Source organism: Aurantimicrobium minutum (assembly GCF_029892845.1).
Classification (GTDB): Bacteria; Actinomycetota; Actinomycetes; order Actinomycetales; family Microbacteriaceae; genus Aurantimicrobium; species Aurantimicrobium minutum_B.
The window spans coordinates 253,548-266,520 of the sequence record NZ_JARXVT010000001.1 but is presented as its reverse complement, the minus strand read 5'-3'; the positions used below and the strand labels follow the sequence as shown (position 1 = coordinate 266,520).

14 protein-coding genes are annotated in these 12,973 nt (G+C 54.7%); 9 read left to right on the top strand and 5 right to left on the bottom strand.

The window, feature by feature from the left end:
* Positions 1-6: 6 nt before the first annotated feature.
* Complete coding sequence (locus M2118_RS01225) at positions 7-1,356, bottom strand: ABC transporter substrate-binding protein (RefSeq protein WP_280794142.1); 1,350 nt, start codon at positions 1,354-1,356, stop codon at positions 7-9.
* A 346-nt stretch (positions 1,357-1,702) separates the two neighbouring features.
* Here M2118_RS01225 and M2118_RS01220 point away from each other — a divergent pair, with 346 nt between their 5' ends.
* A complete protein-coding gene (locus M2118_RS01220) occupies positions 1,703-2,695 on the top strand; it encodes an AraC family transcriptional regulator (protein WP_280794141.1) in 993 nt (330 codons plus the stop codon).
* Here the strand turns inward: M2118_RS01220 and M2118_RS01215 are convergent.
* Positions 2,692-3,687, bottom strand: coding sequence for a 4-hydroxy-3-methylbut-2-enyl diphosphate reductase (locus M2118_RS01215; RefSeq protein ID WP_280794384.1), 996 nt, complete (start codon positions 3,685-3,687; stop codon positions 2,692-2,694). The two genes, M2118_RS01220 and M2118_RS01215, sit on opposite strands and share 4 nt — an antisense overlap.
* Positions 3,688-3,775: 88 nt before the next feature.
* On the opposite strand from M2118_RS01215, the gene xseA reads away from it, so the two are divergent.
* From xseA to M2118_RS01175, 8 genes are all read left to right on the top strand, one after another.
* Complete coding sequence (gene xseA, locus M2118_RS01210; RefSeq protein ID WP_280794140.1) at positions 3,776-4,999, top strand: exodeoxyribonuclease VII large subunit; 1,224 nt, start codon at positions 3,776-3,778, stop codon at positions 4,997-4,999.
* Positions 5,000-5,001: 2 nt separating this feature from the next.
* Positions 5,002-5,229, top strand: coding sequence for an exodeoxyribonuclease VII small subunit (locus M2118_RS01205; RefSeq protein ID WP_280794139.1), 228 nt, complete (start codon positions 5,002-5,004; stop codon positions 5,227-5,229).
* The gene (locus M2118_RS01200) at positions 5,226-5,861 is read left to right on the top strand and encodes a DUF4245 domain-containing protein (protein ID WP_280794138.1); all 636 of its coding nucleotides are present in this window, start codon (positions 5,226-5,228) and stop codon (positions 5,859-5,861) included. The genes M2118_RS01205 and M2118_RS01200 overlap by 4 nt, the downstream gene beginning before the upstream one ends.
* The gene (locus tag M2118_RS01195; protein WP_280794137.1) at positions 5,858-6,514 is read left to right on the top strand and encodes a carbonic anhydrase; all 657 of its coding nucleotides are present in this window, start codon (positions 5,858-5,860) and stop codon (positions 6,512-6,514) included. Before M2118_RS01200 ends, M2118_RS01195 begins: the two co-directional genes overlap by 4 nt.
* 39 nt (positions 6,515-6,553) lie before the next feature.
* Positions 6,554-7,948 carry a class II fumarate hydratase gene (locus tag M2118_RS01190; protein WP_280794136.1) on the top strand — a complete coding sequence of 465 codons (1,395 nt, stop codon included), beginning with the start codon at positions 6,554-6,556 and terminating at the stop codon, positions 7,946-7,948.
* A gap of 14 nt (positions 7,949-7,962) precedes the next feature.
* Positions 7,963-8,949, top strand: coding sequence for an aldo/keto reductase (locus tag M2118_RS01185; RefSeq protein ID WP_280794135.1), 987 nt, complete (start codon positions 7,963-7,965; stop codon positions 8,947-8,949).
* A gap of 2 nt (positions 8,950-8,951) precedes the next feature.
* The gene (locus M2118_RS01180) at positions 8,952-9,716 is read left to right on the top strand and encodes an NAD(P)-binding domain-containing protein (protein ID WP_280794134.1); all 765 of its coding nucleotides are present in this window, start codon (positions 8,952-8,954) and stop codon (positions 9,714-9,716) included.
* 91 nt (positions 9,717-9,807) lie between these two features.
* Positions 9,808-10,713, top strand: coding sequence for an Abi family protein (locus M2118_RS01175; RefSeq protein ID WP_280794133.1), 906 nt, complete (start codon positions 9,808-9,810; stop codon positions 10,711-10,713).
* Between the two features lie 62 nt (positions 10,714-10,775).
* Here the strand turns inward: M2118_RS01175 and M2118_RS01170 are convergent, their stop codons facing one another.
* From M2118_RS01170 to ligA, 3 genes are read right to left on the bottom strand one after another with little or no spacing between them, the layout of a single operon-like run.
* The gene (locus tag M2118_RS01170) at positions 10,776-11,726 is read right to left on the bottom strand and encodes a Gfo/Idh/MocA family oxidoreductase (protein WP_280794132.1); all 951 of its coding nucleotides are present in this window, start codon (positions 11,724-11,726) and stop codon (positions 10,776-10,778) included.
* A 2-nt stretch (positions 11,727-11,728) separates the two neighbouring features.
* Positions 11,729-12,574 (bottom strand): class III extradiol dioxygenase subunit beta, encoded by an 846-nt coding sequence (locus tag M2118_RS01165; protein ID WP_280794131.1) that lies wholly within the window; start codon positions 12,572-12,574, stop codon positions 11,729-11,731.
* A complete protein-coding gene (ligA, locus tag M2118_RS01160; protein ID WP_280794130.1) occupies positions 12,574-12,972 on the bottom strand; it encodes a protocatechuate 4,5-dioxygenase subunit alpha in 399 nt (132 codons plus the stop codon). Before ligA ends, M2118_RS01165 begins: the two co-directional genes overlap by 1 nt.
* Between the last annotated feature and the right edge of the window lies 1 nt (position 12,973).

Sequence of the window (12,973 nt, the reverse complement as noted above, 5' to 3'; positions counted from 1 at the left end):
GAAGTATTACTTCTTGTGCGCGTCTCCAGCCTTCTGAGCGATCTCCTGGCCCTTGTTCAGAGCGTCAGCGACCGAGATGCGGCCTGCGATTGCGTCAGCTACAAGCTGAGCAACCTGGTTTCCAACATCCTGGAACTCAGGAATGGTTACGTACTGGATACCAACCCATGGCTGTGGGTTAACACCAGGCTGCGATGGGTTGACCGAGCTCATGACCTCAAGGGTAATGGGCGCGAATGCAGCAGCAGCTTCCTTGTACTCAGGGATTTCGTAGGTTGAGATACGAGCCCCTGGAGGTACGCGGGTCCAGCCGAGAGTCTTACCAACGAGCTGCTGGTAGTCCTTAGAAGTTGCCCACAGAACGAACTTGTCTGCAGCTTCCTTGTTCTTGGAGGACTCGGGAACTGCGAGGTTCCACGACCAAAGCCATCCGGACTCAGCGGTCTTGTAGGTAGGAGCGTGAGCGTAACCCATCTTGCCGGCAACCTTCGAGGTCTTAGCGTCCTCGAGGATCGATGCAGCTACAGATGCGTCGTACCACATAGCGGTCTTACCCTCCTGGAGGAGGTTCAGGCACTCAGTGAACGAGTAGGAAACAGGGTCAGCCTGACCTGCGTTTGCGAGGAGGTCCTTGTAGAAGGTAACTGCCTCGGTGAACTCAGGAGAGTTAACTTGTGCGTTCCAGTCCATGTCATACCAAGAACCACCGAAGGTCTGGACGACAGTGGTCAGTGGAGCGAACAGGTCACCCCAGCCGGGCTTGCCGCGGAGGCAGATGCCCGAGTCAGCGATGCCCTGATCCTTGACAGCCTGAGCTGCGGTTGCAACTTCCTGCCAGGTTGGGTTGTTAGAGATGGTTACGCCTGCAGCAGCAAGCATTTCCTTGTTATACATCAGGATGGAGGACTCACCGTAGAAAGGCACTGCGTACTGCTTGCCATCTACCGAGAGAGCGTCACGAACGGGAGGAAGAATGTCCTCTACGTCATAAGTCGCGTCAGCCTTGAGCGCAGGAGTGAGGTCCTGCAGCCAGCCGTTTGCGCCCCACTGTGGAACTTCGTATGCACCAACGGTGACGATGTCGTACTGACCAGCACCGGAAGCGACGTCAGCGGTGACAGCGGCACGAAGGTCGCCCTCTTCCATCTGAACGAAGTTAACCTTGATGCTTGGGTTAGCAGACTCGAATTCGCCCTTGAGCTCTTCCATGTCCTTCATCTGTGGGTTGCTTACAGTTGCGAGCGTCAGAGTGACGTCCTGCTTAGCTCCACCAGCACCTGAACAGCCTGTGAGTGCGAGTGCCGAGGTGGCGAGGATCGCGCTCAAAGCAAGTGCACGCTTTTTAGTCAAAAGCATTGATACTCCTTTGTTGTCGTTGCTTATTACTTACTTGGTGTTCGCCGGACCGTCCCGGCTAAGAAAAGTTGCCTTCACCCCGAAAGGGAGAGAGTTGGAAGCCATCACACCAAAGAAGTGAAAGAGTGAAGACAAATTTTCCTGTCTTGAATGTACGTAACAAAGAGCTGAACGCAAACCGAAATCCACCCCCACTGACATGGACTTCTGATACTTTTTTGCCAAAACGAACTAATGCTTTTTTGCACCCCAGCTATGCCCCCACAGCGCACCGTCGAACTTCCGCTTGTTTACTGGGCAAAACGGGGGTAGATTGGTTGTCAACGAGAAGCCAATGGAGGCCCCCTTGAGTGAGCGTGTTATAAAACCGTTACTTTCTGGAGACACTCGTCCAGCCACAATCGCTGAGGAAATCCTCACCCTCAGCCCTTATCGCGAAGTCATACCGCGTCAGCCAAACGAGTCTTTTCGATTCCTCAATCATGACTACCCCAGCGAAATTGCTCGCTGGCAATATCACCCAGAGTTTGAAATCCACCTCATCCGTGAGGGCACAGGAAGCTTCATCATCGGAGATACGGTTGGCGCCTTCACCGCTGGTCAGGTTTATTTGATGGGATCAGGTCTCCCCCACGACTGGATGAGTGACCTTGAACCTGGCCAAGTCATCCGCAATCGTGATGCAGTGATCCAATTCGAACGTGAATGGCTTGCAAAGTGCGCCGAAACCATCCCCGAAATTGCCGACACCCGCCATCTGTTGCAAGAGTCCAGCCGCGGAATTCTCTTCAAGGGCGAAACCGCCGAAAAGGCTGCCGTAGAGATTGAAGCTGTGGGTGAGACCGAGGGCATTGCCCGCATCGCACACCTCATGAATATCTTGGCTTTGATGGCAAACGCCCCCTCGGAGGAAAAAGAACTCATCGCTAACGAGTGGTATACCGAACCCAGTAGCCGCGACGAAGCAACAGCAGCAGATGCCGGCATCGCCTACATCTTCGAGAACTTGCGTTCGAATATCCGCATGTCTGAGGCGGCGCGACTTGCTTCAATGTCAGAGCCAACTTTTTCGAAATACTTCCGCAAAGTCAGCGGCCTGACTTTTAGTGACATGGTGAAAAAGCTTAGAATTGCCCACGCCTGTCGCCTGCTCGAACAGACAGACAAGGCTGTCTCTGCCATAGCGGAAGACTCCGGCTATACCAACTTGGCAAATTTCAACAAGCAGTTCTTAACTGAAGTCGGCATGACTCCGCGTGAATATCGCAACCTCGATGAAGCCGATCGTCCCGGAGCCAAGGTGTTGAGCCTGGGAACAAAAGCTCCGACTTCTTACTAAGAAGCGCGCTTCGGGCGCAGTTCTTTCGGCAGCGAGAAGATGAGGTCTTCTTCAGCGGTCTTCACTTCTTGGATGTCCGTGAATCCACCAGAAGCAAGTACTTCAAGCACGTCCTGAACGAGTTCTTCCGGAACAGAAGCGCCGCTGGTGACTCCAACCGAAGAGACGCCTTCGAACCATTCCTGCTTGATTTCATCAGCGAAATCCACGCGGTAAGAAGCCTTGGCGCCGTATTCGAGGGCAACTTCAACCAAGCGCACCGAGTTCGAGGAGTTCGCAGATCCGACCACAATCACGAGATCCGAATCAGCAGCGACCTTCTTGATAGCAACCTGGCGGTTCTGAGTGGCATAGCAAATGTCATCGCTGGGGGGATCTTGCAGGTTGGGGAAGCGCTCACGCAGCAGGCGAACGGTTTCCATGGTCTCGTCCACGCTGAGCGTGGTCTGAGACAACCAGACAACCTTGTTGGGGTCCTTGACCTCGATGTGAGGAACGGCGTGAGGACCATCCACGATGGTGACGTGGTCCGGGGCTTCGCCCGCGGTTCCTTCGACTTCTTCGTGGCCTTCGTGCCCAATGAGCAAAATTTCAAAGTCGTCACGAGCAAAACGCACGGCTTCACGGTGAACCTTGGTCACCAGCGGACAGGTGGCATCGATGGCCTGCATGTTGCGAGCTTCAGCTTCGGCCACCACCGCTGGTGAAACACCGTGAGCAGAGAAAACGAGGTGTGAACCTTCGGGGACTTCGTCAACCTCGTCGACGAAGATCGCACCTGCTTCTTCGAGGGTGGTCACGACGTGCTTGTTGTGAACAATTTCCTTGCGCACATACACAGGTGCACCAAAAGACTCGAGAGCCTTTTCCACGGTGATGACCGCGCGGTCAACACCAGCGCAGTAGCCGCGAGGAGAAGCGAGAAGGACGCGCTTGGGCTCGGGGGAAGGAAGTTCCACCAGAGTCATCTTGGGGCGGGGGACGCGGGGCATGCCCAGACCAATATTCGTTGCGCTCACAGCTTCAAGTGTAGGCGACTGAAGGTGAGGTTTGTCCGGAGTCTCGACTACCGTAGAAGGTATGAGTGAAGAGGCATCGACCCCGGAAGATCCGTGGCCCATTGCTGCCCTCACCAGCAAGCTCAAGGCGTATCTAGATCGCCTCGGTTTGGTCTGGGTTGAGGGTGAAATTACTCAGTGGGATCAACGCTCCTCTGGCATCTTTGGCAAGCTCAAAGACCTCACTGAAGACTCCACCATGGGCTTCACTATCTGGTCCAATGCCCGCACCAAGATGCCAGATGACATCAAGCAGGGTGACCGCGTCATCGCGCTGGTAAAGGTCGACTTCTGGAAGAAGAACGGAAACCTTGGCCTCAACATCTTGGAGCTGCGTCATGTTGGTCTGGGTGACCTTCTTGAGAAACTGGAGCGCTTGCGCGCGCAGCTCGCCAAAGAAGGTCTCTTCGATGCGGATCGCAAGGTTCCGCTCCCGTTCCTCCCCCAGTGCATTGGTCTGATTACCGGGCAAGACTCGGACGCCGAGAAGGACGTTCTCAAGAACGCGCATTTGCGCTGGCCTCAGGTTGAGTTCAAGGTCATCCACACCAAGGTGCAGGGGGACCAAACCGTCCCAGAGGTCATTGCCGCTATTCAGAAGCTCGATGCAGACCCTGAAGTGGATGTCATCATCGTGGCCCGTGGTGGTGGTGACTTCCAGAACCTGCTCCCCTTCAGCGATGAAAAGCTGGTTCGCGTTGCCGCAGCCTGTGTCACTCCCCTGGTCAGTGCCATCGGCCATGAGGCCGATGCACCGCTTCTGGATAACGTGGCCGACCTTCGTGCCTCCACGCCGACCGATGCCGCCAAGCGAGTAGTCCCTGATGTGGGAGAAGAGTTGGCACGCGTTGCCGATGCGCGCAGTCGCATCAACAACCGCGTGACGTCATTCCTCACCGGCGAGCTCGACCGCCTCGAGACATTGCGTTCAAGGCCCGTCCTGGCAGATGCGGACTGGATCATCACAACTCGTGCTGAAGAGATCGTGCGGAACGTTCAACGAGGCTCTGACCTGGTTGAACGCGCCCTGCACAACGCAGCTCAGGAAACCTTGTCGCTGAAGACCCAACTGCGAGCGCTCTCACCCCAGCAGACCCTCGATCGAGGCTATGCGATTGCTGTATTGCCAAATGGCAAGGTTGCACGCTCCGCCAAGGATGCGCCTGCGAAAACAGAATTTGCTCTCACCCTCGCGAAGGGCACTATCGACGCGGTTTCGGCCGGTCCACGGAAGGTAGAATCGTAACTATGGCAGCACCAGTAGATGTCTCGAAGCTCAGCTACGAAGACGCACGTAATGAACTCGTTGCTGTTGTTTCTCAGCTAGAGCAGGGAAGCCCCACTCTGGAAGAGACTCTGGCTCTCTGGGAACGTGGCGAAGCACTAGCCAAGCGCTGTGAAGAATGGCTTGTTGGCGCCAAAGAGCGCCTTAACGCTGCGCGTGCCGGACTAGACACAGGCGCTGCCGCCGAATGAGCAAAAAGCCCAAGATTGTTGCCGAGCTAGGTCGTCCTGAGACACCAGCAGAAACTGCTGCTCGCAGGGCAGAAAACTCCAGGCTCTATAAATCTCGCAAGACCATCAACAACCTGGTCTATTCACTTTTGGTGACGGTTGGTTTGGTCGCAGTGATTTACTTCGCGGTCCCCCGCGCAGAGGGTGAACCCAACTGGCAAGTCGACTACGTTTCACAGTCTGAGATCGCCTCAAAATCTCTGGGTGAAGAACTTCTGGTTCCCGCCATGCCTGAGCAGTGGCGTGCGAACGCAGCGGAGCTGCGTAACGCCACCAACGGTCAGGTCACCAGCTGGTATATCGGCTTCATTACCCCCAGCGATAAGTTCATTGCGTTCAACGAAGCTTTCGACGCGAACGAAACCTGGGTTTCGAACGAACTTAAGGATTACCCCGCCACCGGTGAAATCACCATTGATGGCCAGGTCTGGACCGAGTATGACAATCGCTCCATGAATGACGCAGGAAACGTCCAGTATGCATTGGTAACTTCTTCTGGGCGTTCGACTGTTGTTCTCTTTGGCACCGCAGACAACGCAGAATTTCTCCAACTAGCTACTTCGATCACGGCAGACCTGAGGAGCGCGCAATGACCAAGACCACCCCCGCTAAGGCCTGGGAAGAGATGACCCGTGGTAACGAACGCTTCGTTACAGGCGCTCCCGCTCACCCTCGTCAGGACGTTGACCGTCGCGCAGAACTCGTAGCCGCCCAGCGCCCCATGTCAGCACTTTTTGGATGCTCTGACTCCCGTCTCGCTGCTGAAATCATCTTCGATAAGGGACTCGGCGACCTGTTCGTGGTTCGTAACGCAGGTCAGATCATCTCTGATTCAGTGGTTGGTTCGTTGGAATATGCCGTCAGCGTTCTAGAGGTTCCCCTCATCGTTGTCCTCGGTCACGACAACTGTGGTGCGGTCAACGGTGCCATCAACATGTTGGGACCGGATGCCAATCCGCTTCCACCCCACATTGAATCCCTTGTTTCTCGCATCGTTCCGGCCATCCGACGCGTTGCGGGCAAAGCAGGACTCTTTGCACCTGATGGCTCGCTAGATCCCCAAGCAGTTGATGCTCTCGAGGTTGGTCGCGAACACCTGCGCGACACCATCGCGGAGCTCATGGAAAGTTCAGAACTCATCACACAGGCCATTGCCGAGGGAAACCTCGCCATCGTGGGCGCGAACTACCGACTCGGTCAGGGTCGTGTGCAGCCTGACGTCGTGGTCGGCGACATCGGCATCTAAGAACCTTCGCTCCATCTCACCACCACAGCAAGGACGCTCATGGCTCAGAACACAGATTTCCGCATTGAGCACGACACGATGGGTGAGGTGCTGGTGCCTATCAACGCGCTCTACGGCGCTCAAACCCAGCGCGCAGTCGAGAACTTCCCCATTTCGGGAACAACTCTTGAGCCTGCCCATATCGCTGCACTAGCCCAAATCAAGAAGTCGGCGGCTCTCGCTAATGCAGAGCTGGGTGTTCTCAATCAGAAGATTGCGGACTCCATCGCCTGGGCTGCAGATCAGGTCATTACGGGTAAGTATGACGACCAGTTCCCCATTGATATCTATCAAACAGGTTCAGGCACCAGCTCGAACATGAACATGAACGAGGTGTTGGCCACCCTCGCCTCAGGCAAGCTCAAGAAACCCGTTCACCCCAACGACCACGTGAACTGCTCACAGTCCTCGAACGACGTGTTCCCCACCTCTGTTCACGTGGCTGTGACCAGTGCGCTACTGAAAGATCTCATTCCTTCTCTCGACTATCTCGCGAAATCACTCGAGAAGAAGGCGAAGAAGTGGGCCACCGTGGTGAAGTCCGGTCGCACCCACCTCATGGATGCCACCCCGGTCACCCTGGGTCAGGAATTCGGTGGCTATGCAGCCCAGATTCGTCTCGGTATTGAACGCATCAAGGCTGCATTGCCTCGTATTGCCGAGGTTCCTCTGGGTGGCACGGCCGTGGGAACAGGAATCAACACCCCCAAGGGATTCCCCCAACTCGTGATCAAGAAGCTGGCTAAAGAAACCAAGCTGCCCATCACTGAAGCCCGCGACCACTTTGAGGCGCAGGCCAACCGGGATGGTTTGGTTGAAGCATCGGGTGTCCTGCGCACCATCGCGGTGTCACTCACCAAGATCTGTAATGACATTCGCTGGATGGGTTCTGGCCCCAACACGGGCTTGGCAGAGATTCACATCCCGGACCTGCAGCCAGGTTCATCGATTATGCCCGGCAAGGTCAACCCTGTTGTTCCTGAAGCTGTCCTCATGGTCTGCATGAAGGTCATCGGCAACGATGCTGCTGTGGTGATGGGTGGAGCTTCTGGTTTGTTCGAGCTCAACGTGGCGATCCCTGTGATGGGCAGCTCCGTGCTGGAGTCCATCCGCTTGCTTTCCTCGTCTTCGCGCATCCTGGCCGACAAGACCATCAACGGTCTTGAAGCAAATGTGAAGCGGGCTCGTGCCATGGCAGAGTCCAGCCCGTCCATCGTGACGCCGCTCAACAAATACATTGGCTACGAAGCTGCCGCCAAGATTGCCAAGCATGCGGTCGCCACCGGCAAGACCATCCGAGAAGCCACCATTGAGCTGGGTTACGTCGATGGCAAGAAGCTCACCCTTGAACAGCTCGACACTGCACTTGATGTGCTGTCGATGACTCACCCCTAAGACTCAGGATTCTCATGAAATACACCAACCTCCGCGACCTCACCGTCTCTCGTATTGGTCTCGGCTGCATGGGCATGTCTCACCTCTTCACGGGTAAGGACCAGCCCGATGAGGTTCACATCGCCACCATTCACCGCGCTCTCGAGCTCGGAGTGACGTTCTTCGACACAGCTGAGATTTATGGCCCCATGAAGAATGAAATCCTTGTGGGTAAAGCTTTGAAGGGTCGCCGTGACGACGTTGTCGTGGCAACCAAGTTCGGCATGATGACCGGCGAGGGTACTGAACGCAAGCTTGGCTTTGACAGCACCCCCGCCAACATTCGATACGCAGTTGAACAGTCACTTAAGCGTCTCGACATGGACTACATCGATCTCTACTACCAACACCGCATTGACAAGAATGTGCCCATCGAAGACGTCATTGGCACACTCAAGGAACTCATCGACGAAGGCAAGATAGGCCACATTGGCCTCTCCGAAGCTGGTCAAGCCAACATTCGCAAGGCAAACGCAGTCCACCCCATCACTGCTCTGCAGTCGGAATATTCCCTGTGGACCAGAGACGGCGAAGATGGGACTCTGGACCTGCTTGCAGAACTCGGTATTGGCTTTGTTCCCTATTCGCCACTCAGCCGAGGCATGCTCAGTGGCAAGATCACCACACTCGACAAATTTGATGACGATGACTGGCGCCTGACCAACCCTCGCTTCCAGCCCGACGCTTTCGAGAAGAACCTCGATATCTTGCGAGAAGTTGAGACCATTGCTTCCGAAGTGGGCTGCACCCCAGCACAGTTGGCACTGGCTTGGCTCCTCGCCAAGGGTGCCGACTGGTCTCCGATTCCTGGAACTGTGCGCATCAGCCACCTCGAGGAAGACATTGCCTCGGTCGACGTGGTGCTTACCTCTGAACAAGTTGCACGACTCGACAAGGTGACACAGCCCATTGGCGGACACCATTCTGATGCGCAAATGAAGACACTGGATCGCGAGGTTTAGTCATGACTCGTATTGCAGTTATCGGAGCCAGCGACGCTGGCTTACGTCTCGGCGTCGCACTCCAGAGTGCAGGTGCTGAGGTAGTGGGTTTCGATCTGGCCCCCGCAGAGTTCCTTCCCATCCCACTGGCCACCAGCCTCGAGGAGGCAGCCGCAGCTGATGTGGTGCTGAACTTCAGTGCACCACAGCTTGCCGAAAAGACTTCACAAGAAATTGCTCCCCTGCTGAAAGCGGGAGCAATTTATGCAGATCATTCAGCCGGAACCCCCGAGCAGAAGAATAGAATCTCTGGCCTGTTTGCTAATGGCGTTTATGCAGACGTGGCTCTTTCGCCAACTGGCGCACTAGAAGCAGCTGGAACTGGCGCTCAGGCCCTGTCTGATGTTCTGGCACCACTCGGGACGAATGTTTCTGTAGTTTCCGCTGTTCCCGGAGACGCTGCTGCCCGCACTCTGATCAGAACCCTCATGATCAATGGTGTGGCTGAAGTTGTTGCGGACACTTTGTGGGCTGCCGAGAGCCTCGGTATTGAAGACTGGGCATGGCAGGACATCAAGGACCAGTTCACTGCCCTCAACGGCGATGCCGCTCAAGCACTGATTGACGACACCGCTCACAACTTCAAGCGCCACCAGATGGCAATGCAGGACGTTGTTGAACTACTGGCAGGTAGTGGCTATGACAGCACCATGATTGCACCTATCCAGTTCACCCATGGCCGCATCATGCACGGCAAGAAGATTCCGTTCAGTCGACCTAAAGGATGAATGTCAGCCCATCGTGATAACATGATTTTTATCACGACCGGTTCCGCTTCTGAAAAGAAGTCCAGGGCCGGTCTTTTTACAAAAATTCGGAATGAATGTGTCAGAAACTAAACCTTTTAAGTCGTACTCAGAGTTAGCCCAAATTCTCATTGAACGTGGAATGCAAATTGGCGATGCTGAGTCTGCCGAGGGCTTTCTGGCGAGAGTCGGCTATTACTCACTTAGCGGGTACTCTCGCGTTTTCCTTGCTAAGAATGGCGAAGGCAATGAGACCAATAACTTCCAAAATGGCACTAACCTCGACCAGGTCAAAGCATTATGGGAATTCGATAACAGACTGAGAAGCGCAACATTCGCATTACTTCAGAATGTCGAAACTTATATTCGAGCATTACTTGGCCATTGGCTTGGTGAAATAGACCCTCTCGTTTACAAGAAGCCCAGTCTTCTCAACATCGATTCAGTATCTGAATACAATCGTTGGATTGAGAAGCTCAATCGTCAAATTAGAGATTCGCGAGAAAGCTTTATTGTTCACCACCGTGAAAATCGAGATTCCAAAGTTCCAATTTGGGTAGCTGTTGATGTCCTGGATTGGGGTGGGCTTTCATATCTCTACAGCTTCAGTCCGGCATCTGTTAGGGCTAAAGTTGCCGAAACATTCGGAATTACTGGACCTCAATTGAAAACTTGGCTTCGGGCGCTTAACGTCGTACGAAACACATGCGCCCATCATGGTCGTTTTTACAACCGTTACTACTCGCTAACCCCTAAGTTACCGAGGGATGGGTCACAAGCCACGTTCGCTTCGATTGCAGATACGAAAGACAGCACTTTTGCGATGTTGACAATTCTTCAACATCTAGCGCTTCAAACCCAGGGAGCTAATCTTCGATTATTACCGACCGTTTTAGAAAGCTTTCCGAGTCAAAGCGGTAGAACAATCGAAGATACAGGCGCGCCAGTCGACTGGAAAGAATTACCTCTCTGGGTCTAATAGAAAGAATCCCCGCACAAGTGCGGGGATTCTTTGTCGTGCCTGGAAGCGAGAGGTAGTTCCTAGTAGTCGAGCTGCTGCTGGAGCGCGTCGAGCACGATGTAGCAGGGAAGGACCTGAGCAACGCTGGCGTTGGGCTCACGGCCTTCCTTGATGGCGGCTACGAACTCACGGTCCTGGAGCTCAATACCGTTCATGGAGACGTCCACGTTGGAGACGTCGATGACTTCTTCCTTGCCGGTGACGAGGTCGTCATAGCGCGCGATGTAGGTGTCGGTGTCACCGATGTAGCGGAAGAAGGTTCCCAAAGGACCGTCGTTGTTGAACGAGAGCGAGAGGGTGCAGATCTTTCCCGTTTCAGTGGCCAGCTGGATGGACATGTCCATCGCAATGCCGAGCTCAGGGTGCTTGGGTCCCTGGATGGCATTAGCCTTCACGATCTTTTCACCGGTCTGGTACTGGAACAGGTCCACTGTGTGAGCTGCGTGGTGCCAGAGCAGGTGGTCAGTCCACGAGCGGGGCTGACCGAGAGCGTTCATGTTGGTGCGGCGGAAGAAGTAGGTCTGCACGTCCATCTGCTGGATGTTGAATTCACCGGCAGTGATCTTGTTGTGAACGTACTGGTGAGAAGGGTTGAAACGGCGGGTGTGACCAGCCATGGCAATCAAACCGGTTTCCTTCTGCACGTCCACGATGTCCTGAACGCCACGCAAGTTATCTGCCATGGGGATTTCCACCATCACGTGCTTGCCCGCACGCAGAGCCTCGATGGTCTGGTCATGGTGCATCTGTGTGGGGGTGGCCAGAATCACACCATCAAGGTCTGGCTGGGCCAAAAGCTCGGTGTAGCTGTCGAAGCCCTTGTCTGCGCCATACTTCTCAGCGATTTCATCGGCCACGTTTTGGCGGCTGTGAGCAACGTATTTGATGTTGGCATCAGGAATGTTGGCCAATGCATCTAAGTGCTTCTGACCGAAGGCACCCAGGCCAACAACAGCGATATTGACAGTCATGTTTAGTCTTCCTTGGGGGTGAGAATCAGGTGGCCAACAGAAGTGTTGGAAGCAGGGACGTGGTTGAAACGGTAGACCTCGTTGACCTGGTCACCGAGAGCACCGCGCATGATGAGCCACATAATGAGCTCCACACCTTCTGAGCCAGCTTCGATCATGTATTCGAGGTGTGGCTTGTATTGGAGTACTTCAGGCTGGTTGATCAGGTCATCCATGAACTGGATGTCCCAGGGCAGGTTAATCAGACCTGCACGAGCACCCTGGATCTGGTGGCTCATGCCACCAGTTCCCCAGATCTCGACCTTGAGGTCACCCTCAAACTGTTCAACAGCACGCTTGATGGCCTTACCGAGCGCCAAGCAGCGCTCACCAGAGGGCTGCGGGTTCATTACGACGTTGACAGGCAACGGAATGACCTTGGTGGGCCACTTGTCAGGCGTGCCATACATCAAAGACATGGGCACGGTCAGACCATGGTCAACCTCAAGCACGTTGAGGATGGTCATATCGAAGTCATCCATGATGAGTGAGGCACCCAGGTGGGTGGCTAGCTCAGGTGCACCTTCAACAACAGGCACTGGACGTGGGCCATAGCCCTCGTCGCAGATGGCGAAGCTGTCTGCGATGCCGAGTGCGAAGGTGGGCATGATTTCCATGCCGAAGTAGGACGCGTGGTCGTTGTAAACGATGATGGCGACATCTGCGGGGTTGTCTTTTGCCCACTGCTTGGAGAATTCGTAGCCATCGAACATGGGCTTCCAGTAGGCGTCCTGCGTCTTGCCGGAGTCCAAAGCGTGACCCACTGCAGGAACGTGACTGGTTGCAATACCCGCAACAATCTTCGCCATTATGCTTCGCCTCGTTCCTTCTTTGAGCGCCAGCCTTCGATGTTGCGGCCGCCGTTAATCATCATTTGCTGATATTCCTCAGTGTTCATATCTGTCATGGTGCTGACGGCCTGAACATAGGAGAGGCCTTCTGCAGCAAAAATCTTAGAGAGGAAGTAGACGTTGCCTCCGAGGTCCAGCATGCGCTGAAAATCGCGGTCAATAACAGCCTGCTTCTGCTCGTCAGTCATGTCCCATTCAGCGAGATAAGCAGGACCGTCAGCGAGGAAACGCTCACGGTTCTTGGCATCACGCAGGCTCATGCAGAACTGGTTGAGGTGAAAACCTTCACGGGCTGACTCAATCGTGAAGATGGTCGTGCCAGGAATGTCCTTGAACTGCTCAAAGTCGGGCTTCATG

Excerpts from the sequence above, each read along its gene's own strand:
- M2118_RS01225 (WP_280794142.1), bottom strand. The coding sequence starts at position 1,356 with ATGCTTTTGACTAAAAAGCGTGCACTTGCTTTGAGCGCGATCCTCGCC.
- M2118_RS01215 (WP_280794384.1), bottom strand. The coding sequence starts at position 3,687 with ATGCCCCGCGTCCCCCGCCCCAAGATGACTCTGGTGGAACTTCCTTCC.
- xseA (WP_280794140.1), top strand. The coding sequence starts at position 3,776 with ATGAGTGAAGAGGCATCGACCCCGGAAGATCCGTGGCCCATTGCTGCC.
- M2118_RS01205 (WP_280794139.1), top strand. The coding sequence starts at position 5,002 with ATGGCAGCACCAGTAGATGTCTCGAAGCTCAGCTACGAAGACGCACGT.
- M2118_RS01200 (WP_280794138.1), top strand. The coding sequence starts at position 5,226 with ATGAGCAAAAAGCCCAAGATTGTTGCCGAGCTAGGTCGTCCTGAGACA.
- M2118_RS01195 (WP_280794137.1), top strand. The coding sequence starts at position 5,858 with ATGACCAAGACCACCCCCGCTAAGGCCTGGGAAGAGATGACCCGTGGT.
- M2118_RS01190 (WP_280794136.1), top strand. The coding sequence starts at position 6,554 with ATGGCTCAGAACACAGATTTCCGCATTGAGCACGACACGATGGGTGAG.
- M2118_RS01185 (WP_280794135.1), top strand. The coding sequence starts at position 7,963 with ATGAAATACACCAACCTCCGCGACCTCACCGTCTCTCGTATTGGTCTC.
- M2118_RS01180 (WP_280794134.1), top strand. The coding sequence starts at position 8,952 with ATGACTCGTATTGCAGTTATCGGAGCCAGCGACGCTGGCTTACGTCTC.
- M2118_RS01175 (WP_280794133.1), top strand. The coding sequence starts at position 9,808 with ATGAATGTGTCAGAAACTAAACCTTTTAAGTCGTACTCAGAGTTAGCC.
- M2118_RS01170 (WP_280794132.1), bottom strand. The coding sequence starts at position 11,726 with ATGACTGTCAATATCGCTGTTGTTGGCCTGGGTGCCTTCGGTCAGAAG.
- M2118_RS01165 (WP_280794131.1), bottom strand. The coding sequence starts at position 12,574 with ATGGCGAAGATTGTTGCGGGTATTGCAACCAGTCACGTTCCTGCAGTG.
- ligA (WP_280794130.1), bottom strand. The coding sequence starts at position 12,972 with ATGAAGCCCGACTTTGAGCAGTTCAAGGACATTCCTGGCACGACCATC.